This window comes from Caballeronia fortuita (genome assembly GCF_001544835.2).
Taxonomy (GTDB): Bacteria; Pseudomonadota; Gammaproteobacteria; order Burkholderiales; family Burkholderiaceae; genus Caballeronia; species Caballeronia fortuita.
This window is the reverse complement of record NZ_FCNX02000001.1, coordinates 859579-881471: the sequence shown is the minus strand read 5'-3', so window position 1 is coordinate 881471 and position 21893 is coordinate 859579. Positions and strand designations below refer to the sequence as shown.

At 65.0% G+C, this 21893-nt stretch carries 20 protein-coding genes and 1 CRISPR repeat array; of the genes, 6 read left to right on the top strand and 14 right to left on the bottom strand.

All coding sequences use genetic code 11. The features are described from left to right. Nucleotides 1-120: 120 nt before the first annotated feature. The 5 genes from AWB77_RS04110 to AWB77_RS04095 all read right to left on the bottom strand — a co-directional run bounded on the left by AWB77_RS04110 (nucleotide 121) and on the right by AWB77_RS04095 (nucleotide 4761). Nucleotides 121-615, bottom strand: coding sequence for a hypothetical protein (locus AWB77_RS04110; RefSeq protein ID WP_061133048.1), 495 nt, complete (start codon nucleotides 613-615; stop codon nucleotides 121-123). Between the two features lie 138 nt (nucleotides 616-753). After that, a complete protein-coding gene (locus AWB77_RS04105; protein ID WP_061133047.1) occupies nucleotides 754-2259 on the bottom strand; it encodes a DegQ family serine endoprotease in 1506 nt (501 codons plus the stop codon). Nucleotides 2260-2493: 234 nt separating this feature from the next. Further along, nucleotides 2494-2652, bottom strand: a complete 159-nt coding sequence (locus AWB77_RS36695) for a hypothetical protein (RefSeq protein ID WP_244158397.1) — start codon at nucleotides 2650-2652, stop codon at nucleotides 2494-2496. Nucleotides 2653-2797: 145 nt separating this feature from the next. Then, nucleotides 2798-4099 (bottom strand): ATP-binding protein, encoded by a 1302-nt coding sequence (locus AWB77_RS04100; RefSeq protein WP_061133046.1) that lies wholly within the window; start codon nucleotides 4097-4099, stop codon nucleotides 2798-2800. Beyond that, entirely contained in the window at nucleotides 4099-4761 is a 663-nt protein-coding gene (locus tag AWB77_RS04095; protein ID WP_061133045.1) for a response regulator, read from the bottom strand. The genes AWB77_RS04100 and AWB77_RS04095 overlap by 1 nt, the downstream gene beginning before the upstream one ends. A gap of 243 nt (nucleotides 4762-5004) precedes the next feature. On the opposite strand from AWB77_RS04095, the gene dacB reads away from it, so the two are divergent. Both dacB and AWB77_RS04085 read left to right on the top strand, forming a co-directional pair. Beyond that, nucleotides 5005-6600 carry a D-alanyl-D-alanine carboxypeptidase/D-alanyl-D-alanine endopeptidase gene (gene dacB / locus AWB77_RS04090; RefSeq protein ID WP_061133044.1) on the top strand — a complete coding sequence of 532 codons (1596 nt, stop codon included), beginning with the start codon at nucleotides 5005-5007 and terminating at the stop codon, nucleotides 6598-6600. Between the two features lie 189 nt (nucleotides 6601-6789). Then, complete coding sequence (locus tag AWB77_RS04085) at nucleotides 6790-7896, top strand: SGNH/GDSL hydrolase family protein (RefSeq protein ID WP_061133043.1); 1107 nt, start codon at nucleotides 6790-6792, stop codon at nucleotides 7894-7896. Nucleotides 7897-8015: 119 nt separating this feature from the next. Beyond that, nucleotides 8016-8960: a CRISPR direct-repeat array (repeat unit 28 nt; unit sequence GGTCTATCTCCGCGCACGCGGAGGAACC). 57 nt (nucleotides 8961-9017) lie between these two features. Here AWB77_RS04085 and AWB77_RS04080 read toward each other — a convergent pair. The 9 genes from AWB77_RS04080 to AWB77_RS04040 all read right to left on the bottom strand — a co-directional run bounded on the left by AWB77_RS04080 (nucleotide 9018) and on the right by AWB77_RS04040 (nucleotide 18518). Further along, entirely contained in the window at nucleotides 9018-10043 is a 1026-nt protein-coding gene (locus AWB77_RS04080; protein WP_061133042.1) for an L-threonylcarbamoyladenylate synthase, read from the bottom strand. A 30-nt stretch (nucleotides 10044-10073) separates the two neighbouring features. Next, nucleotides 10074-11261 (bottom strand): 5-(carboxyamino)imidazole ribonucleotide synthase, encoded by a 1188-nt coding sequence (locus AWB77_RS04075; protein ID WP_061133041.1) that lies wholly within the window; start codon nucleotides 11259-11261, stop codon nucleotides 10074-10076. Between the two features lie 20 nt (nucleotides 11262-11281). After that, nucleotides 11282-11794 (bottom strand): 5-(carboxyamino)imidazole ribonucleotide mutase, encoded by a 513-nt coding sequence (purE, locus tag AWB77_RS04070; RefSeq protein WP_061133040.1) that lies wholly within the window; start codon nucleotides 11792-11794, stop codon nucleotides 11282-11284. Between the two features lie 10 nt (nucleotides 11795-11804). Continuing rightward, complete coding sequence (locus tag AWB77_RS04065; RefSeq protein ID WP_061133173.1) at nucleotides 11805-12695, bottom strand: phosphoribosylaminoimidazolesuccinocarboxamide synthase; 891 nt, start codon at nucleotides 12693-12695, stop codon at nucleotides 11805-11807. Between the two features lie 127 nt (nucleotides 12696-12822). Continuing rightward, nucleotides 12823-13887, bottom strand: a complete 1065-nt coding sequence (gene fba, locus AWB77_RS04060; RefSeq protein WP_061133039.1) for a class II fructose-bisphosphate aldolase — start codon at nucleotides 13885-13887, stop codon at nucleotides 12823-12825. A 178-nt stretch (nucleotides 13888-14065) separates the two neighbouring features. Next, a complete protein-coding gene (gene pyk / locus AWB77_RS04055) occupies nucleotides 14066-15502 on the bottom strand; it encodes a pyruvate kinase (RefSeq protein WP_061133172.1) in 1437 nt (478 codons plus the stop codon). Between the two features lie 343 nt (nucleotides 15503-15845). Next, nucleotides 15846-17042, bottom strand: a complete 1197-nt coding sequence (locus AWB77_RS04050) for a phosphoglycerate kinase (RefSeq protein WP_061133038.1) — start codon at nucleotides 17040-17042, stop codon at nucleotides 15846-15848. Between the two features lie 409 nt (nucleotides 17043-17451). Beyond that, on the bottom strand, nucleotides 17452-17775 hold the full coding sequence (locus AWB77_RS04045; protein WP_061133037.1) for a branched-chain amino acid transport AzlD family protein: 324 nt from the start codon (nucleotides 17773-17775) through the stop codon (nucleotides 17452-17454). Next, nucleotides 17772-18518: an AzlC family ABC transporter permease gene (locus AWB77_RS04040; protein WP_061133171.1), complete on the bottom strand. Its 747-nt coding sequence runs from the start codon at nucleotides 18516-18518 to the stop codon at nucleotides 17772-17774. The genes AWB77_RS04045 and AWB77_RS04040 overlap by 4 nt, the downstream gene beginning before the upstream one ends. A 355-nt stretch (nucleotides 18519-18873) precedes the next feature. On the opposite strand from AWB77_RS04040, the gene AWB77_RS04035 reads away from it, so the two are divergent. From AWB77_RS04035 to AWB77_RS04020, 4 genes are all read left to right on the top strand, one after another. Then, on the top strand, nucleotides 18874-19794 hold the full coding sequence (locus tag AWB77_RS04035; RefSeq protein ID WP_061133036.1) for a branched-chain amino acid transaminase: 921 nt from the start codon (nucleotides 18874-18876) through the stop codon (nucleotides 19792-19794). A gap of 47 nt (nucleotides 19795-19841) precedes the next feature. Beyond that, nucleotides 19842-20039, top strand: a complete 198-nt coding sequence (locus AWB77_RS04030) for a zinc-finger domain-containing protein (protein WP_008351333.1) — start codon at nucleotides 19842-19844, stop codon at nucleotides 20037-20039. Nucleotides 20040-20170: 131 nt separating this feature from the next. Beyond that, nucleotides 20171-21244, top strand: a complete 1074-nt coding sequence (gene waaF, locus AWB77_RS04025; RefSeq protein ID WP_061133035.1) for a lipopolysaccharide heptosyltransferase II — start codon at nucleotides 20171-20173, stop codon at nucleotides 21242-21244. Between the two features lie 191 nt (nucleotides 21245-21435). Next, on the top strand, nucleotides 21436-21882 hold the full coding sequence (locus AWB77_RS04020) for a nuclear transport factor 2 family protein (RefSeq protein WP_061133034.1): 447 nt from the start codon (nucleotides 21436-21438) through the stop codon (nucleotides 21880-21882). Nucleotides 21883-21893 lie beyond the last annotated feature (11 nt).

The window sequence follows — 21893 nt, the reverse complement described above, 5'->3', positions numbered from 1 at the left end:
CCGGCATCCCAAGAAAAAGCCACGAGTCGTCGAGACACCCGTGGCTTGATTATGAGACAAACTGCCGATGCTGCGTGAGCGCTTTCGATGCCTGAACGTCTGCTCTTTGGACGCCCGCGCTTACTGAATGTTCCAGTGGAAGGCCGCCTTCGCCTTGCCCGGCCCCGCGACCGTCACGGCCTGTTTCTTCTCCTGGTCCTTGTACTTCGCGTAGACCGTGTAGCTGCCCGGCGGCAGCTTGACGAGCATGTACGGTCCCATCGATTCGGTCGACAGCACTTCGCCGCCCTTGCCGCCGACGATACGCACGTGCACGCCCGACAGATAATCGGCCGTCGGTCCCGTGAAGCGCAGCGATAGCGGCCAATGCGCCTGTTCGCGCAACAATGCGCGCGATTCGTCGAGGCCCACGCCGCCCGACGTGTACGAGACGTCGCCTTGTTGCTCGATCTGCGGCAGACCGCCGCCGTTGGTGTTGCCGGCACTCGACGAATCGGTCGACGTGCCGCCCGTGGTCCCGCTCGCCTGCTGCGCCCAGGCGCCGCCCGCCGTCGCCGTGGTCATCGCGGCTACGATAAGCGTGGCCGCCAGCTTACCCGTGGTCTTGCTCGTCATGTTTTTGGCTCCTTTTTTCCGATGCCGCCGCGCCCGAAAGCGCAGCCGGCGTCACGCCCGATGCGTCGGCGTGACGCGATGGGGCACCGGCAACTCCCGGAGCATGCTTCGTGCCCGCATCGCGCTGCGATTCATGCGTCAGCCGAGATCGACGGGCACGAAAATCTGCGCATCGTCGCGCTGGATCAGGAGCGCGATGCTGTCGCCGGCGTGCTGAACCATCGTCTTCAACTGTTGCACCGACGTGACCGGCTGGCCGTTCACGGCAAGGATGACGTCGCCGGGCTGAATGCCCGCGTTCGCCGCCGCGCCGCCCGCCTGCTGCACGAGCAATCCGCGCGAAAGAGAATCGTTCTGCTTCTCCTCCGGCGTGAGCGGGCGCACCGCGACGCCGAGACGCGCGTCCTGCGCCGATGCGCCGTCGTCGCTGCCCGCCTTCGCGCTGGCGGTTTTCGCGTCTTTCAGCGCACCGATGGTCACCGACAGATCCTTCGATCCCTTGTCGCGCCACACCGTGACCTTCGCGGCCGTGCCCGGCGAGAGACCGGCGACCTGCGACGGCAGCGAGGTCGAATCGGTGACCGGCACGCCGTTCAGCGCGGTGATGACATCTCCCGGCTGCAAGCCGCCTTTCGCCGCCGGTCCGCCCGGCTCGACCGAGCTGACGAGCGCGCCTTGCGGCGACTTCATCCCGAACGAATTCGCCAGCGTCTGATTCATGCCCTGCACCGTCACGCCGAGACGTCCGCGATCCACGTGGCCCGTCTTGATGAGCGCATCCTTGACCTTGATCGCCTCGTTGATCGGGATAGCGAACGAAAGTCCCTGGAAGCCGCCCGTCTGCGAATAGATCATCGAGTTGATGCCGATCACTTCGCCTTGCAGATTGAAGAGCGGGCCGCCCGAGTTGCCGGGATTCACCGGCACGTCGGTCTGGATGAACGGCGTGTAGTTCTCGTTGGGCAGCGAGCGCGATTTCGCGCTGATGATGCCCGAGGTGACCGTGTTGTCGAAACCGTACGGCGAGCCGATCGCGACGACCCATTGGCCGACCTTGCTGCCGTTGGGATCGCCGATCTTGACGACCGGCAGATCCTTCGCGTCGATCTTGAGCACGGCGACGTCCGATTGCTTGTCCGCGCCGATGACCTTCGCGCGGTACTCGCGCTTGTCGGTGAGCTTCACGGTGACGACGTTCGCGTTATCGACGACGTGCGCGTTCGTGAGGATGTAGCCGTCGCTGCTCACGATGAAGCCTGAGCCGAGCCCTTCGCTCGGACGGTCTGCGCCGGAGCCGCCATCGCCGCCACCGCCAAAGCCGGGCATGCCGCCGAAGCGCTTGAAGAACTGATAGAAGGGATCGTCCGGGTCCATCGGCACCTGATTCATGTTGCGACGGTTCGACGTCTGCTTCACGACGTGCTTCGCGCTGATGTTCACGACAGCCGGGCCGTAGGTCTCGACGAGGCCGGAGAAATCGGGAATGCCGGTTTTTGCCGCGGCTTCGGCGGGCATCATTGCGGCTTGCGCGGGCGCGATGACCTGCGGCGCGGGGACGTTGTTATGGCCTGCGACGTAACCCGCCGACAAGGCAACGGCAACAGCCGCCGCGACGGCGCTGCGGGTGAGGATCTTCGCTTTCATCTGTGCTCCTGACGAGGGGATGCGCTCTTCGGGAGCGCGCTTTGTCGATGGAGGAAGATTACGGGAGCTCGCTTAAATCTTTCTTAAAAACACGAAGGACGGCTGTCATCTGCATGACAGCCGCCCTTCTCTACTGCTCGACGCTTCGGATGCTTCTTGTCGCGCTTAGAACGCGTAGGCGACTTGAGCACGCCACGCTGGTGTCACCGTGCGGAGTGATCGACGCAGCCGCGTTCACGAGGCAGCGGTTGGCCTGGCGTAAGGTTTGGCATGGCCATCCGCGGCGACGCCAGCAAACGCTTCGCGTGCCACCGTGTCGACGCTGCTCTGGACTGCGTTGAACTGGTTCATGTTGACAGCGTCCGTGCCCTCGACGCCGTTGGCGACGTTCATCAGACGGCGCTCGTTGCAGGCCGGATCGATCGAACCGTCGCGCGATACGCGCTTATCGCCCTGCTCACTGCAACCGGTTGTGGAGGCTGTGCGCTCAAATTGCTGCGCGGTCGACCCGTCGATCCCGCCTCTTTCATAGCCGCCGTCAGAAACGGATCGACACCGACAGCCCGCCCGCCTGCGACTCTCCGAGCACGACCGTCGCCCCATGCTGACTCGCGATCCGCTTCACGATCGCGAGTCCCAGCCCGCTGCCCGCGACATCGGTGCGCGCGCGATCCGCGCTCTCTCCCACGCGATAGAACCGGTCGAACACTCTTTCTCGTTCTTCTGGTGGAATGCCCGGCCCCGTATCGCTGATTTCGACGACAGGGCGGCCCTCGCTCACCCTCAGGCATACATCCACCCGCCCGCCCTTCGGCGTGTACTTCGTCGCGTTATCGATGAGATTGTTGAACATCACGCGCAGCGCTTCCGGATCGCCTTCGACCGTCGCGGACTCGCTCGATTCGATACCCAGATCGACACCCCGCTCCTGCGCGACGAGCACGTAGCCGCGCACGCACGATTCGAGCAGCGCGCGCAGATCGACCGATGCAAGCGCCGCCTTGCCGTCCGGCTCCGATCGGGCGAGCGCGAGCAACTGTTCCGCGAGCCGCGTCGCGCGCGCGATGCCTTCGTGAAGATCCCTGAGCGCATCGCGGCGCGTGTCGTCGTCCTGCGCGCGCGCGACGAGCTGCGCCTGAATCTGCACGGCAGCGAGCGGCGTGCGCAATTCGTGAGCGGCATCGGCGACGAAGGCCTTTTGCGTATCGAGCGCGGTCGACAGCCGCGCAAGCAGCGCGTTCAACGCGCGCACGACCGGCCGCACTTCCTGCGGCAGACGTTGGTCGGAGAGCGGATCGAGCGCTTCGGGATGACGCGTGTCGAGCGCGCGCGTCACGCGCTGCAAAGGCGCGAGCCCGCGCCCGACGATCACCCAGATCGCGAGCCCGAGCAGCGGCAAGAGCAGCACGAGCGGCCACAGCGTGCGCCACGCGACGCCCGCCGCGACGCGATTGCGGATGGACAGCGGTTGCGCGAGCTGCACGACGTTATCGCCGACGATCGCGCTATACACGCGCCACTCCCCGCGCGGCGTCATCTCAGTCGAAAAGCCGAGTTCCGCATGCGGCGCGAGCGGCACGCGCGGATGCGAGTAGTACATCAGCACGCCGTTGCGGTTCCAGATCTGGATGACGACGCCTTCGTCGCTTTCGCTGCGCGAGCTGAGCACCGACGAGAACGGCTCCGACGGCAACGCGGCCGCGATCTGCTGAAGCTGGTAATCGAAGAGTTCGTTCGCTTCGGCGAGCGCCTGGCGATAGATGAGCCATCCCGCGAAACCCACGCCGACGATCACGAGCGCAAGCAGCCAGATCAGCAATTGCCGGCGGATCGACCGCATCAGGCGTCCTTCGCGACCATGTAGCCGAGGCCGCGCACGTTGCGGATGAGATCGGCGCCGAGCTTCTTGCGCAGCGAATGGATATACACCTCGACGGTATTGCTGCCGATTTCCTCGCCCCAGCCGTAGATCTTTTCTTCGAGCTGACTCTTCGACAACACCGCGCCCGGCCGCGCCATCAGCGCTTCGAGCAACGCGAACTCGCGCGCCGACAACGACACGGGCGCGCCCGCGAGCGTCACCTGATGCCCGACCGGATCGAGCGTCAGTTCGCCGTGCCGCACGAGCGATTCTCCGCGCCCCGCGTGACGGCGGATCAGCGCGCGCATGCGTGCGCCGAGTTCATCGAGATCGAAGGGTTTGACGAGGTAATCGTCCGCACCGGCGTCGAGTCCCTTCACGCGATCCGCGATGGCGTCGCGCGCCGTCACGACCAGCACCGGCAGCGAGTTGGCGCGCGCGCGCAAGGTCTTCAGCACGTCGAGGCCGTCGCGCTTCGGAAGGCCGAGATCGAGCAGCATCAGGTCGTAGGGCTCGCCCGCGACCGCCGTGAGCGCAGCCTCGCCGTCCTGCACCCAGTCGACTGCGAAGCCGTCCGCGCGCAGCGCCTTTCGCACGCCTTCGGCGATCATCCGGTCATCTTCGACAAGCAGGATTCGCATGGCACATGTCTTTTCGTGGTTACGAGGGATAGGCTCCAGATCGCGAGTCATTGTATCCGCGCGGGGCTTAAACGGGACTTAACGGCGCGGATCGTCCACTTTCGGAGGGACACGGCGCGGCGCGATGATTTTTTGCCCGTACGATTTCCGCAAGCCAGCTTGTCTACAATAGCCGCTTCCCGCGCGGCGCGACCTCGCCGGTTGCGCGCCGCCGCGCCATTCAGTCACGAACGACGCTCGTCCATGCCGCTCGCTTTCCCTTCCTTTGTTCGCCGAATAACTTCGTACGCCGTCGCGGCGACCTTCTGCGCCGCGCTCGGCCATATGCCCGATGCCAACGCGCGCGGCGGCGGCTCCAAAGCCGATTCGCAAGGTCACGCGCCGCAGCGCGCAGCCATCGGCGGAGCGAAATCGAAGCGCGCGAAAACGGAGCGCGCGGCAAAGGCAAGCGTGCCGGCCGGCCCGCTGCCCGCATCGGTGATGGCGGCGCTCGCGCGCGCTCGCGTGCCGCTCTCGTCGATGAGCGTCGTCGTGCAACGTGTCGGCGCGCCGTTGCCGCTCGTCTCGGTCAACGCGAACGAGCCGATGCTTCCCGCATCCACGATGAAGCTCGTCACCACGTATTCGGGCCTGTCGATTCTCGGCCCGGACTATCGCTGGAAGACGACCGCTTACGCGGACGGCGACATCGATTCCCAAGGCGTCCTGCACGGAAACCTTTACATCCAGGGCACGGGCGATCCGAAGCTCGTGCCGGAGGAACTGATCGATCTCGTCGAACAGATTCGCAAGAACGGCATCACGGGCATCGACGGCGCGCTCGTGCTCGACAAACGTTATTTCGATGCGTCGACGCGCGATTTGCCCGCATTCGACAACGATGACAGCGCGCCGTACAACGTCGGTCCCGATCCGCTGCTGTATGCGTTCAAGTCGCTGTCCTTCACGCTGACGCCGAACCCGGACGGGCAAGTGTCCATCGACGTGTTGCCGCAACTCGCGCAATTGCAGATCGACAACGAACTGCGCGTCACGCGCGGCGCGTGCGTGGGCTCGCTCTCGGCGGCGTCGCCGAGCGTCGCGCAGACGCAGGGCGGCTTCGTGCAGGCATCGTTCGTCGGCGACTATCCGCTGCGTTGCGGCTCGCGCACGGTCAACGTCGCGGCGCTCGATCATTCGACTTTCTTCGCGGGCGGCTTCCTCGCCCTCTGGAAACAGGCCGGCGGGACGTTCCAGGGCGCGACGCGCGAAGGCCCGACGCCGTCGGGTGCGCGGCTCGTCGGCACGCATCGCAGCCCGGTGCTGTCGGATATCGTTCGCGACATCAACAAGTTCAGCAACAACGTGATGGCGCGCAACCTGTTCCTCACGATCGGCGCGGCGCAATCGAAGCCGCCCGCGACGACGGCAAAATCATCGGCGGCCATCCAGACGTTCCTCAAGCGCAGCGCCTTGCCGATGAACGGCCTCGTGCTCGACAACGGCTCCGGCCTCTCGCGCGACGAGCATATTTCCGCGACCTCGCTCGCCGATCTCCTGATGGCCGCGAACGCGAGTCCGGTCGCGCAGGTGTTCGTCGAATCGCTGCCGATCGCGGGTGTCGACGGCACGATGCGCAACCGTCTCACCAACGCGGGCGCGCTCGGCAACGCGCACATCAAGACCGGCACGCTGCGCGATGTGCGCGCGATTGCGGGCTATGTCGGCGCGGCCAATGGCGAGAGTTACGTCGTCGTGAGCTTCATCAACGATCCGCGCGCCGAAGCCGCACGGGCCGCGCACGATGCGCTGCTCGAGTGGGTCTACGAAGGCGCGCGCCGGCCCGGCGCGGCAGACTGACGGCGGCGAAGCGCGCCGCGACCGAAGATTTCTTCTACGAAGTGACGCCCGGCAATACCCGCGTCGCGTGTACGCTGTCGGGCACGGCGCGCGGCATCGCTTAAACTTGCAAGCTGGCGGCACGAAGACCGCGAGACGGTCGGACGCCGTAATCAAACTAGAAAACACGTAAGAAGGGAGACGAGGTCCATGAAGAAGCAACGCTCGACGCGCGCCGCACTGGTGCGCTTTGCCCAGCTCGCGACGGCCAGCGCGGCCTTCGCCTTCATCGCCGCGTGCGGCGGCGGTGGCGATGACAACGATTCCACGCCCCCGGGCGGCGTGAAACTGCAAGTGGTGTCGTTCGGCGACAGCCTTTCCGATGTCGGCACGTATGCGCCCGTCGCCGCCGCGAACTTCGGCGGCGGCCGATTCACGACGAATCCGGGACAAGTCTGGGTGCAGAACGTCGCCCAGTATTACGGCGATACGCTCACGCCCGCGACGACGGGCGGGTTCGGCACGCCGCCCGCGACGCAAACGGGTTTGGGCTATGCGCAAGGCGGCTCGCGTGTGACGAATCCGATCGGCGTCGGGCATGCGACGACCGATCCGAACAACTACGCGCAGGCGCTGACGGTTCCGGTCGTCACGCAGTTGTCGAACTATCTGTCTGCGCACGGCAGCTTCAATTCGAATCAGCTCGTGATCGTCAATGGCGGCGCGAACGACATCCTGTTCAACCTTCAGGCCGTGCAGGCCGGGCAACTGACGCCGGCAGCGGCGACGGCGGCCATCGGTCAGGCGGCGATCGATCTCGCGGGCGTGATCGGCAAGATCGTGCAGAGCGGCGCGACGCATGTGCTGGTGTCGAATGTGCCGGATATCGGCACGACGCCGCAAGGCATGATGAGCAACGCGACGACGCGCGCCTTGCTGACGCAGGCATCGCTCGGCTTCAATCAGGCGCTGGCTGCGGCGCTGACGAAAAGCGGCTTGATGTCGAAGGTGATTTACCTGGATATCGTTCCGCCGCTTGCCAATATCACGGCGAATTTCGCGCAGTTCGGGTTCACGGTGTCGAACACGGGCACGGGTTGCAATCTGCAGGCGATGGCTGCGGCGGCGCAGAAGTTCGGCGAGCCGAACCCTCAGGCGTTCGCGACGTCGCTGTTCTGCTCGCCGGAGACGTTGACGGTGGCAGGCGCTGACCAGACGTATATGTACGCGGATACCGTGCATCCGACGACGCATCTGCATGCGCTTTATGCGCAGACGGCCGAGCAGACGATCGCGAAGTCGGGGTTGGGGAAGTAGGTTTTGGGCTGAGTCAGGATGGGGAAACCGCTCGGGGAGGGATCGCCGGGCGGTTTTTTTTTTGACTCCGCGAGGGCGGAGAGAAAGCGAGTTGTGAGCCGCGCTACAGCGACGGGTGAGGTCTATCTCCGCGTAGGTGGAGGGACCTTTTCGCGTTCGCCCGCTGATTCTGCCAAACCGGAGGGCTATCTCCGCGCACGCGGAGGAACCATCGTGTAGATCGCGCTCTATTTCCGTAATACAGGTCTATCTCCGCGCACGCGGAGGAACCCCCTTCAGCGCGTCGAGCAGCACCTTCTGCGCGGGTCTATCTCCGCGCACGCGGAGGAACCTGTATGACCGCCATCGAATCGCGCATTGACTGGAGTCTATCTCCGCGCACGCGGAGGAACCGCGCAGGCCATCGGCAAAATCCTTGGCGACAAGGGTCTATCTCCGCGCACGCGGAGGAACCCCACCGGTGGCGGTGACGTTTGCGAAGCCGTAGGGTCTATCTCCGCGCACGCGGAGGAACCAAACGAGGAACGCTTCCAATGCCCGCCTCTGGGGGTCTATCTCCGCGCACGCGGAGGAACCCATCACGCCGACTGCCCGCGCGTGATCGCACGGGGTCTATCTCCGCGCACGCGGAGGAACCGGCCGCACGCGGCCGACAACGAACTCTCGATCGGGTCTATCTCCGCGCACGCGGAGGAACCTCAAAGAACCAGGGTTATTGACTTTCATATAACGGTCTATCTCCGCGCACGCGGAGGAACCTCGCGGGCGCGACCGGCGCGGCGCTGGCACAGGGGTCTATCTCCGCGCACGCGGAGGAACCATCTGATTCGCCGGCGCGGCGCGCTGGCTGACGGGTCTATCTCCGCGCACGCGGAGGAACCCACCGCTCGCGATAGCGGCCGCGCGACGTCGGCGGTCTATCTCCGCGCACGCGGAGGAACCTGGATGAAAAAATTTTAGACGGATTCTAGACGAGGTCTATCTCCGCGCACGCGGAGGAACCGGACAACGCAAGAGCGACGTCATCGAGATGCAGGGTCTATCTCCGCGCACGCGGAGGAACCCCTGCATCATAACGTCTTGACGGGAAAGCAGAATCCCCGAAACCCATCTTTCACAAATCAGCGCAAAAACCCGCCCTCGAACGCCGCCGCCGCCCGCCCGAGCCGATCATTCACCGCAACCCACTCCGCCGTCTCCGGCAGCTTCTCGATCAGAATCCGCTCCACGTTCGCCCGATCCAGCGCCCGCAACAACCCATACAACGCCCGCGCGTAAGAAAGCGGATCCTCGGGCGCCGCCACGAAGTGAACATGCGCGGCATGCGCCCACTCACCCGCGCTCGATGCCCGCGCCACCAGCGCAATTTTCCTCTCGCGATCGCCCAGCATCGGCTCGATCGATGAAAACGGCAGCAGCGCGAGCGGCGTGCGCGGCGCGTAATGCGCCTTCAGCGTACCGGAAGCACGCGGCGCGGTCGCATCCGATCCATCCGGCAGCTTCGGCGCCATCCCGATCACATCCGCGATCTCGCGCGGACTCACATGCCCCGGCCGCAGCAACGCCGGAAATCCGCGCGACAAATCCAGGATCGTCGATTCGATGCCGACATCTGCCGCGCCGCCATCGAGCACATGCACCACATTGCCGAACTCGTCGCGAACATGCTGCGCGGTCGTCGGGCTGACATGGCCGAAACGGTTCGCCGACGGCCCCGCGGCGCCGCCCTGCCTGCCCGTCCCGAGCCGCCGCCGATGAAACGCCGACAACAATTGCTGCGCCACCGGATGCGACGGGCAGCGCACGCCCACCGAATCCTGTCCGCCGCTGACCGCCGCCGGAATATGCGCCGCACGCTTGAGAATCAGCGTCAAAGGGCCGGGCCAGAACGCATCGATGAGCTTTTGCGCATCGGCGGGCAACTCGCGCACCCAATAGCCCGGATCGGCTTCGGGCGCGAGATGCACGATCACCGGATGATTCGCCGGCCGCCCTTTCGCCGCATAGATTCGCGCGATGGCGTCGGGATTCTCGGCGTCGCCCCCGAGACCGTAGACCGTCTCGGTCGGAAACGCGACGAGTTCGCCCGCCTCGAGCAAAGCCGCGGCTTCGTCGATCTGCGCGGCGCTCGGATAGATGATGGTCATTGCTTCTACAGCGAAATAACGTCGGAAAACTCAATCGAGCGGAATGTGCAGCATCCGCGCGCAGTCACGCGCCGCCGTGCGCGCTTCCTCGAGCGTCGCCGCCGTGAAATTGATGTGGCCCATCTTGCGGCCGCGGCGCGCCTCTTCCTTGCCGTACAGATGCAGCCGCGCGGCCGGCATCGCCGCGACTTCGGTCCACGCGGGCGAACGCGCCTTGTCGCCATCGAACCAGATATCGCCGAGCAGATTCAGCATCGCGGCCGGCGAATGCTGGCGCGTATCGCCGAGCGGCATGCCGGTCATCGCGCGCACCTGCTGCTCGAACTGGCTGGTCGCGCAGGCATCGACCGTATAGTGGCCGGAATTGTGCGGACGCGGCGCCATTTCATTCGCGATCAGCGAACCGTCTTCCAGCACGAAGAATTCGACGCACAACACGCCGACATAACCAAGCTTCGCGGCGATGGTCAGCGCGGCGTCCTGCGCCTGCGCGACGAGCGCATCGGGCGCAGCCGGCGCGGGCACGACGGTTTTCGCGAGAATGCCGTTGACGTGCACGTTCTGCGCGAGCGGAAACACGGCCGATTTGCCGTCGCCGCCGCGCGCGATCAGCACGGACACTTCGTACTTGAGCGGCATGCGCTTTTCCAGCACGCACGGCACGCCCGACAGCGACGCATGCGCGTTGCGCACTTCCGCGACATTGCGCACGCTGATCTGCCCCTTGCCGTCATACCCGAGGCGCGCGGTCTTGAGAATGCCCGGCAGCACGGCCGCGATCTTCTCGTCGGGCAAAGCGGCGAGCGCCTGCGTCGATTCGATCACGACATGCGGCGCGACCGGCACGCCCGATTCCGCGATGAAGCGCTTCTCCGCGACGCGATCCTGCGCGATCGCCACGCAGCTCGCCGCCGGACTGACGAACGTGCACGACGCGAGGAATTCGAGGCTCGCGGACGGCACGTTCTCGAATTCCGTCGATACCGCCGCGCACAGCCGCCCAAGCTCGGTCAGCGCGGCGCGGTCGTCGTAGGCGGCGCGGATGTGGCGATCCGCGACGGCGCCGGCCGGGCTTGTTTCGTCCGGATCGAGGACGGCGACGCGATAGCCCATCGATTGCGCGGCGAAGCAGAACATGCGGCCGAGCTGGCCGCCGCCGACCATGCCGAGCCATGCGCCGGGAAGAATCGGCGAAACGGGAGTGTTGTGAGCGTTCATGGCGAGCGTTGTCAATGAAGTCAAAGCGGCGGCAGCGCCATGTCCCGCGCCGCCTGATTCTGCTTCACGCGAAAAGCGGCGAGCGCATCGGCGAATTTCGCATCGGTGGCGCTCAGCATCGATACCGCGAAGAGCGCTGCGTTCGCCGCGCCCGCCTCGCCGATGGCGAAAGTCGCGACCGGCACGCCCTTCGGCATCTGCACGATCGAATGCAGCGAATCGACGCCCTTCAGATACTTGCTCGCGACCGGCACGCCGAGCACCGGCAGCGTCGTCTTCGCGGCGAGCATGCCCGGCAGATGCGCCGCGCCGCCCGCGCCCGCGATGATCGCGCGCACGCCGCGCTCACGCGCGCTTTCGGCGTAGGCGAACATCTCGTCCGGCATCCGATGCGCCGACACCACCTTCGCCTCGTAGGGCACGCCGAATTCCTGAAGCATCGCGACCGCGTGCTTCATCACGTCCCAGTCGGAACTGGAGCCCATCAACACGCCGACGAGCGGCGCTTCATGCGTGTGAACTTCCTTGGTCATCGTTCTCTACTCAGTCGAGCGTCTTGCCGGTCAAACGCTGGAGCGCTTCCTGATACTTTTCCGACGTCTTCGCGATCACGTCGTCGGGCAGCTTCGGCGCGGGCGGTTCCTTCTTCCACGGCTGCGTTTCGAGCCAGTCGCGCACGAACTGCTTGTCGAAGGACGGCGGGTTCGTGCCGACCTGATAGCCATCGGCGGGCCAGAAGCGCGAGGAATCCGCGGTCAGCACTTCGTCCATCAGATAGAGATCGCCCTTGTTGTCCAGACCGAACTCGAACTTCGTATCCGCGATGATGATGCCGCGCGTCGCCGCGTACTCCGCCGCTTCCTTGTACAACTGGATGGAAATGCGCTTGATCGTCGCGGAAAGCTCGGTGCCGATGCGCCGCTCCATGTCATCGTAGGTGATGTTTTCATCGTGATGACCCATTTCGGCCTTCGCGGCGGGCGTGAAGATCGGCTCCGGCAGCTTCTGCGCATTCTGCAAGCCCGGCGGCAGCTCGACGCCGCACACGGAACCGGTCGCCTGATAGTCCTTCCAGCCGCTGCCGGCGAGATAACCGCGCACCACCGCTTCGACGAGAATCGGTTCCAGACGCTTCACGACGACCGCGCGGCCTTTCACCTGCCCGGCTTCGTCGGCGGAAACAACCGTCGCCGGATCGATGCCCGTGTTGTGATTCGGCACGATGTGGCCGAGCTTCTCGAACCAGAAATCGGCCATCGTGTTCAGCACGCGGCCCTTGTTCGGAATCGGCTCGCCCATGACGACATCGAATGCGGAAAGCCGGTCGGTCGTCACGATGAGGAGCTTGTCATTACCGACGGCGTAGTTGTCGCGGACCTTGCCGCGGCCGAGCAGCGGCAGCGATTTGATCGTGGATTCGTATAGCGTGGACATCGTCATGTACCGGAAAAAAGTGATTCGCCGCTTCGGCGTCGCGAAGCGGCGAGGAGAAAGACGAACGGGCTCCGAACCGGGAACCCGTTGATTTTACTTTACAAATACCGCCTGGCTCAGATCAGTCTCATTTCACGATCTGCGCAAGCGCGCCGGACTTGTACTTTTCGGCGATCTTGTCGAGCGAAACCGGCTTGATCTTGCCCGCCATGCCCTCGCAGCCGAACTGCATGTAGCGCTGGCGGCAGATTTCCTTTGCCGCTTCGCGCGCGGGCTTCAGGTAGTCGCGCGGATCGAATTTCGACGGATTTTCGAACAGATAGCGGCGGATTGCGCCGGTGATCGCGAGGCGCAAGTCGGTGTCGATGTTCACCTTGCGCACGCCATGCTTGATGCCTTCCTGAATCTCTTCGACGGGCACGCCGTAGGTTTCCTTCATGTCGCCGCCGAATTCGCGGATTTCGGCGAGCAGTTCCTGCGGCACCGACGACGAACCGTGCATCACGAGGTGCGTGTTCGGAATGCGCTGATGAATGTCGCGGATGCGGTCGATGGCGAGGATATCGCCCGTCGGCTTCTTCGAGAACTTGTACGCGCCGTGCGACGTGCCGATGCCGATGGCGAGTGCATCGCACTGCGTTTCGCGCACGAAATCGGCGGCCTGCTCGACATCGGTCAGAAGCTGCTCGCGCGTCATCGTGCCCTCGGCGCCGTGACCGTCTTCCTTGTCGCCCTTCATGGTTTCGAGCGAGCCGAGCACGCCGAGTTCGGCTTCGACCGTGACGCCGATCGAATGCGAAAACTCGACGACCTGCTTCGACACCGCGACGTTGTACTCGTAGGAGGCGACCGTCTTGCCGTCGGCTTCGAGCGAGCCGTCCATCATGACGCTGGTGAAGCCGGAGCGGATCGCGGCCATGCACACGGCGGGCGACTGGCCGTGATCCTGATGCATCACGACCGGAATATGCGGATACGACTCGACCGCCGCTTCGATCAGATGACGCAGGAACGCTTCGCCCGCGTACTTACGCGCGCCGGCGGACGCCTGCATGATGACGGGCGCGTTGACTTCGTTCGCGGCCGACATGATCGCCTGCACCTGCTCCAGATTGTTGACGTTGAAAGCCGGGAGACCATAACCGTGCTCCGCGGCATGATCCAGCAACTGACGCATTGATACGAGAGGCATTGTGGTGAAACTCCATGATGTAAAACGAATTCTTCAGCGCGCCCGGTTCCGCTCTCGGGCGGTTTTGTCTTCGTCATCTTGCGCGCTTGATGGAACGAGCGCGGCTGCTGGGACCGCGCTCGTTCCGGACTTGCGACACATCGCGCGGCGTTTGACCGCGCAGCGTTCTCAAAAAAGCTCAGAAGTGATCGCCCACGCGCACGATCTTCAGCGTGTTGGTGCCGCCCGCCTGACCCATCGGCTCGCCGACCGTCAGGACGACCATGTCGCCGCGCGCCGCATAGCCCTTCGACACGACCACTTCGAGCGCCTGATTCAACGCGGTGTCGCGGTCCATGTTGGTGTCGACGTGCAGCGGCGTCACGTTGCGATACAGCGACATCGTGCGCTCGCTCGACACGCGCGGCGTCAGCGCGAAGATCGGCACGTGCGTCCAGTGACGCGACATCCACAACGCCGTCGAGCCGGATTCCGTCAATGCGACGACGGCCTTCGCGCCGAGATGGAACGCCGTGAAGAGCGCGCCCATCGCGATACTCTGGTCGATGCGCGTGAACGTGCGGTCGAGGAAATCGCGGTCGAGCTGCGACTCTTCCGACTTCTCCGCCTCGATGCAGATGGCGGCCATCGTTTCGATGGTCGTGACCGGATATTTGCCGGCGGCGGTTTCGGCGGAAAGCATCACGGCGTCGGTGCCGTCGAGCACGGCGTTCGCCACGTCGGACACTTCGGCGCGGGTCGGCACGGGCGCGTGGATCATCGATTCCATCATCTGCGTGGCGGTGATCACGAGCTTGTTCGACTCGCGCGCCATGCGGATCATGCGCTTTTGCAGCGCCGGAACCGCCGCGTTGCCGACTTCCACCGCGAGATCGCCGCGTGCGACCATGATGCCGTCGGACGCGTCGAGAATGCCTTGCAGCGCCGGAATGGCTTCGGCGCGCTCGATCTTCGCGATCATCTTCGGCTTGATGCCGTACGGCGCGCCCGCGATGTTCGCGAGTTGCCGCGCCATTTCCATGTCGGTCGCGTTCTTCGGGAACGACACCGCGACGAAATCCGCGCCGAGCGACATCGCCGTCTTGATGTCCTCCATGTCCTTCTCGGTCAGCGCGGGCGCGGTCAGCCCGCCGCCCTGACGGTTGATGCCCTTGTTGTTCGACAACTCGCCGCCGACCTTCACCGTCGTGTGAATCTCTTCGCCGATCACGCGCGTCACGTCGAGCACGATGAGGCCGTCGTTGAGGAGCAGCACGTCGCCCGCGCGCAGATCGCGCGGCAGATCCTTGTAGTCGAGCCCGACGCGCTCGTTGTTGCCGAGCGCGCAATTCGCGTCGAGGATGAACGGATTGCCCGCCACCAGCATGGTCTTGTTGTTCTCGAACTTGCCGACGCGGATCTTCGGACCTTGCAGGTCCGCCATGATCGCGACTTCGCGACCGACCTGGCGCGCCGCCTCGCGGACGATTTCGGCGCGCTGGCGGTGGTCGTCGGCGGTGCCGTGCGAGAAGTTGAAGCGAACGACGTCGAGGCCCGCCTGCAGCATTTGCAGCAGGATGTCCGGACTCGTCGAAGCCGGGCCGATGGTGGCAACAATCTTGGTAGCGCGATGCATGTCTTTCCTCGTCTCTGTAGGAACGCCCGTGTTGAGGCTGCGAGCACGTTGCGCTTGCAGTGAGGTATTGCTCACCGGTTGCGCGCGCGCGCCGGTTCGTGCCGGCGTCGCTTTGTCGATTTCCATGAAGGCATGGGCGGGCACGCCGCCGATGATGACCGGAGGCGTTTCAATCTCCGAAAATGCTGCTTCGCCTTCGCGTTCCGCTGCTTCGGCGATCACGAGCGCCGCTTGCGCGGCTGCTTCGAGTCGATCGCCGTTGTCGAGCACGTCTTCTTGCGCGCCGCCGGCTGGCGCGCCCTTCTTCCCTGCTTTCGCCGGATTGCCTCGGGCCGCCAACGCGTCAGGCCCCGGCGCGGGATTCGAGCACTTCGACCGCGGGCAGCGTCTTGCCTTCGAGGAATTCCAGGAACGCGCCGCCGCCCGTCGAGATGTAACTCACCTTGTCCGCGATGTCGTATTTCGCGATGGCCGCGAGCGTGTCGCCGCCGCCCGCAATCGAGAACGCCGACGAATTCGCGATGGCTTGCGCGAGCGTCTTCGTGCCGTTGCCGAACTGGTCGAATTCGAATACGCCGACCGGGCCGTTCCAGACGATCGTGCCGGCCGTCTCCAGTTGCGCGGCGAGCGCCTTGGCGGTGTCCGGGCCGATGTCGAGGATCAGGTCGTCGTCGGCCACATCGGCGACGGGCTTCGTTTCCGCCTTCGCGGTCGCGGCGAATTCCTTCGCGGTGACGACATCGCTCGGAATCGGCACCGATGCGCCGCGCGTGCGCGCCTGATCGATGATTTCCTTCGCCTCGCCGACGAGATCGGCTTCGGCCAGCGACTTGCCGATCTTGAGCCCCGACGCGAGCATGAACGTATTGGCGATACCGCCGCCGACGATCAGCTGATCGACCTTCTCGGCGAGCGACTTGAGAATAGTCAGCTTGGTCGACACCTTCGAGCCCGCGACGATCGCGACGAGCGGACGCTTCGGGTTGCCGAGCGCCTTTCCGAGCGCGTCGAGTTCGGCGGCGAGCAGCGGGCCCGCGCAAGCGACCGGCGCGTACTTCGCGATGCCGTGCGTCGTGGCTTCGGCGCGGTGCGCGGTGCCGAACGCGTCGTTCACGTAGACGTCGCAGAGCTTTGCCATTTTTTGCGCGAGGCCGTCGTCGTTCTTCTTTTCGCCCTTGTTGCAGCGGCAGTTTTCCAGCAGCACGACGTTGCCCGGCTGAACCTCCACGCCGGCGACCCAGTCGGCGACGAGCGGAACGTCGCGGCCGAGCAGTTCGGACAGACGCTTCGCGACTGGCGCCAGTGAATCTTCCGGCTTGAACTGGCCTTCGGTCGGGCGGCCCAGATGGGACGTGACCATCACGGCGGCGCCGGCGTCGAGCGCGGCCCTGATCGCCGGGACCGAGGCGCGCACGCGCGTATCTTCGGTGATATTGCCGTTATCGTCTTGCGGCACGTTGAGATCCGCGCGGATGAACACACGCTTGCCGGAGACTTTGCCTTCGGCGATCAGATCGGTGAAACGCAGTACTTTCGTCATGGGAGTCAACGTAGGTGAGGAAGCGGTTCGGGCGGGAACGGCCGTCGGGGCCGGCCGGTTCGTGGAGTCGCCGCGCGCGGGCCGCCGGGCAGGACGGCTCGCGCGCGGATCAAGCTGGCGGCGAAGGACGCGCGGCAAAGCCGAACGCGCGTGCGGGATGCGGGAGAAAGGGATCGGACAGATGTATCCGGAGATGTGCGCAAACCCTGCCCGGGCGCGGCGCGGCGGCCGGGAGCGGCGTATTGCAAAACGAGTTGCAAAACCGTAGCGCGGTGACTGCCGGACACACTTTCGACCTCGCTCACTCGGGAAAGACCCTCATTTTAACCGATGAACCCGGCCGCTTTTAGCGGGCAATCGTTGATGACGCGTATTTGGCGAGGCACGATGCGCGATGCCCCCGCGCCCTTCACACCACGAGCCGCAGAAGCGTGAACACGGCCATGCCGACGGCGATGGTGCCCATCATGCCGCGCCGCCACAGGTAGTACGCGAGCCCCGCCGCCGATGCCCACAGCGCATGATTCGACAACCCGAGCGAAATGCCCGCGTGCGTCACGAGCAGATCGGGCACGACGACGGCCGCGAGTGCCGCGGCCGGCGCATAGCGCAGCACGCGCTGCACGCGCGGCGGCAGCACCATGCGCTCGCCGCCGATCAGAAAGAGCGCGCGCGTCACCGCCGTCACCGCGCCCATGCCGAGAATCGCGAGCCAGACGTGCAGCGCGCTCATCGGGTGGACCTCGTGACATCGGACGCGGATTTAGGCGCGGCGCGTTCGGCGACGACATCCGCGAGCGTGCCCGCGACGAGCGCCGCGAACACCGCGAGCGGCAGGCCGAAGCGATACGGCAGATCGAACGCCAGCAGCGCGACGACGCTCGCCACAGCGACGGCCGCTAGTGTGGAGCGGGTGGCGATCGCCGAGACGATGAGCGGAATCAGCGCGAGCGTGCCGGCAAGCTCGAGGCCCCAGTTATCGGGAATGAGGCTCGCGAGCAGAATGCCCAACACGGACGAGCTTTGCCACGACAGCCAGCTCGATATCGCCAGTCCCCAGAAGAACGCTTCCTTGCCGGGCTGCCAGCCGACCGGGAAATTCCGCTTCGAGAACATCAGATAGATGATGTCGCCGTTGAAGTAGCCGAGCAGCAGACGGCGCTTGAGCGGCAGATAGGAAAAGTGCGGCGCGAGCCCCGCACTGAAGATCACGAAGCGCAGGTTGACCATCGCGGCGGTCAGGAGAATCGTCCACAGCGGCAGTTTCGCGGCAAAGAGCGGCAACACCGCGAGTTGCGACGAGCCCGCGTACACCGCGAACGACATGCCGAGCGCCTGCGGCACGGTGAGCACGGACTTCGTCATCGCGATGCCGGTGACGAGGCCCCAGGAGAATGTCGCCAGAACGGCGGGAGAGAAGGTGCGCACGCCTTCGAAGAAAGCGCGGCGATTCGTGTCGGACAACCGTTGAAGCATGGGCGAATGCGAGGCGATCAGAACGACCCGTGATGCCACCGCGCGGCCTCGATCGATTGCGCGATGGATCGGGAAAAACCGGGAAAATCGGGAATGGCGAACCGCGCCGTTTCTTTCCGCGGTTTTCAGCGGACGGCGAAAGGCAAATTATAGCGTCGTGAAAGGCGCTCCAAGATCGGTTTCGTCGCGAAAAGACGCTAAAATGGACGTCTTTCGCCGCCTTCGCGCCTTTGCAGCGCGCGTTCCCCGCAGTCGCAGATCCACGAACGCGCGCCATTGCGCACGGGCGCCGCCGCCCCGGAGCCGCGGGCGGCTTGCCCCGAACTCACTTGAACGAGACAGCTAGGAGAACCGTATGTCAATGGCCGACCGCGACGGCAAGATCTGGATGGATGGCAAGCTGATCGACTGGCGTGATGCCAAGATCCATGTTCTGACCCACACGTTGCACTACGGCATGGGCGTCTTCGAAGGCGTGCGCGCATACAAGACCGCGCAGGGCACGGCCATTTTCCGTCTGAAGGAGCATACGAAGCGCCTGCTCAACTCGGCGAAGATCTTCCAGATGGACGTTCCGTTCGATGCCGCGACGCTCGAAGCCGCGCAACTCGAAGTCGTGAAGGCGAACAACCTGGAGTCGTGCTATCTGCGCCCGATCATCTGGGTCGGCTCGGAGAAGCTCGGCGTGTCGGCGAAGGGCAACACCATTCATGTGGCCATCGCCGCATGGCCGTGGGGCGCGTATCTCGGCGAAGACGGGCTCGCGAAGGGCATCCGCGTGAAGACGTCGTCGTTCACGCGCCATCACGTGAACGTGTCGATGGTGCGCGCGAAGGCGTCCGGCTGGTACGTGAACTCGATCCTTGCCAATCAGGAAGCGGTCGCCGACGGCTACGACGAAGCGCTGCTGCTCGACGTGGACGGCTACGTATCCGAAGGCTCCGGCGAGAACTTCTTTCTCGTGAACAACGGCAAGATCTATACGCCCGACCTGGCTTCGTGCCTCGACGGCATCACGCGCGACACGGTCATCACGCTCGCGCGCGATTTCGGCATTCCGGTGATCGAAAAGCGCATCACGCGCGACGAGGTCTACACCTGCGACGAAGCGTTCTTCACCGGCACCGCCGCCGAAGTCACGCCGATCCGCGAGCTGGACAACCGCACCATCGGCGCCGGCAAGCGCGGCCCGATCACGGAAAAGCTGCAAAGCGCGTTCTTCGACGTCGTCGGCGGCAAGAACGAGAAGTACGCGAGCTGGCTCGCGAAGGTCTGACCGGCCTCCTCCCGTTAGCAACGCAAGACTTGAGACAAGAGATAGCAATGAGCGACCTGAAGGAAATGCCGCTGGTGGAATTGTCGGCGAAGGACCTGCCGGCCTTCTGCCCGAATCCGAAGATGCAGCGCTGGAGCACGCATCCGCGCGTGTTCATCGACGTGACGCACGGTGAAGCGCGCTGCCCGTATTGCGGCACGCGCTACAAGCTGAAAGACGGCGAAGTGCTCAAGGGCGGTCACTAAAGCGCGGGGCGCTGGCCGCGCCTTGCCTTGATTCATGCGCGCCGCACGCCGGCGCGCTAACACTCCCACGACAATCGACGGCTCGCCCCAAGGCGGCGGGCCGCGTTCATTTTGAGATCGGATAACGAAAGATGCGCCGTGCGCTGGTTATAGCACCGAACTGGATCGGTGACGCATTGATGGCGCAGCCGCTCTTCACGCTTTTGCGCAAGCTCCATCCACGCATCGCGATCGACGCCGTCGCGCCGACCTGGGTCGCGCCCGTGCTCGAACGCATGCCCGAAATCCGCGATGTCTACGCGACCGACCTCGCGCATGGCAAGCTGCAACTGCTGCGCCGCTGGCAGCTCGCGAGCGATTTGCGCGATGTCGGCTACGACGCCGCCTACGTGCTGCCCAACTCGGTCAAATCGGCGCTGATTCCGTGGATGGCGGGCATCAACCTGCGCATCGGTTATAAGGGCGAGAGCCGCTACGGGCTTTTGAACGTGCGCCATGCGAATCCGCCGAAGACCGAGCGTCCGCCGATGACCGCGCATTACGCGGCCCTCGCTTACGCGCCGGGGGCGAAGCTGCCGTTCGTCGACCGCTTCGCGCAGCCCGAAGCCGCCGCCGCGCCCGACGCGCAGACGCTGCCGGTGCCGCGCCTCGAGGCCGATCCGAACGAAGCCGCACGGGTGTCGGCGCGCTTCAATCTCGACACGCGCACGCCGCTCGTCGTGTTCTGCCCCGGCGCGGAATATGGCCCGGCCAAACGCTGGCCGCCGGAGCACTTTGCGTCGCTCGCGCAGTTCGTCGCGCAGTCGTTTCCGTATGCACGCATCATCGCGCTCGGTTCGAAGAAGGATGCGCCGATCGCGCAGGCCATCGCGGAGCGCGCGCCGATGGTGCGCAACCTGTGCGGCCAGACCTCGCTCGGCGAAGCATGCGCGCTGATCTCGCGGGCGAGCGCGGTCGTGACCAACGACTCCGGGCTGATGCACGTCGCGGCGGCGTCGCGCCGTCCGCTCGTCGCGGTCTATGGCTCGACCGATCCGCGCCATACGCCGCCCTTGTCCGATCTCGCAAAGGTACAATGGCTGCATCTTGAATGCAGTCCGTGCTTTGCCCGCGAGTGTCCGCTCGGCCATCTGAACTGCCTTCGCGAACTCTCGGCCGAACAGGTCTTCGGCGATTTGCGCGGAATGCTGCTCGCGCATCGCTGATGTTGCGCTCACGCGTCGGAATCGCGTGTTCATTCGGCGGTTTCCGGCCGTGTGTGCGGGTGCGGACACGCGAATGTCTCCGAACGGGGGCATGCTTTGACCAATGACCGATGCAGCGCGCCGTCGTCGTTGCTCCGCCTTCGAGCGGCAGCGCGCGGCGCAAAGCACCGAATGCCAGAGACCCACGAGCCATGCCACGTTTCGCCCGCCTCTTCGAAGCCGCCGCCGATACTCTCAACGCTTACTATCAGGCAGTCGCGGATAACAGCATCGACAGTGTGATGTCGTTGTGGATCGACGAGGAGTTCGCCACCTGCGTGTGCGCGGACGGCACGCATCTGCACGGGCTGGAAAGCATCCGCGCCGGTCTCGGCAAGCAGTTCGAAACGCAGCCCGTGACCGTCGAGCCGCTCGATATCCGCGTGTACGACAGCCTGGGCACGGTCGTGTATGCGATCGCCGAGGCGCATCAGCCGGCTGAGCCCGCGAGCGCGCCGCGCATGATCTACACGACATACGTGATGGTTCACGAGCGCGGCGAATGGCGCATCGCGCACATTCACGCAAGCGAGATGCCGCTCGAAACGGCGGGCCAGTTCGCCGCGAAGCTGCGTCACGGTCAGGGACCGCTGCACTAAGAGATTCGAAG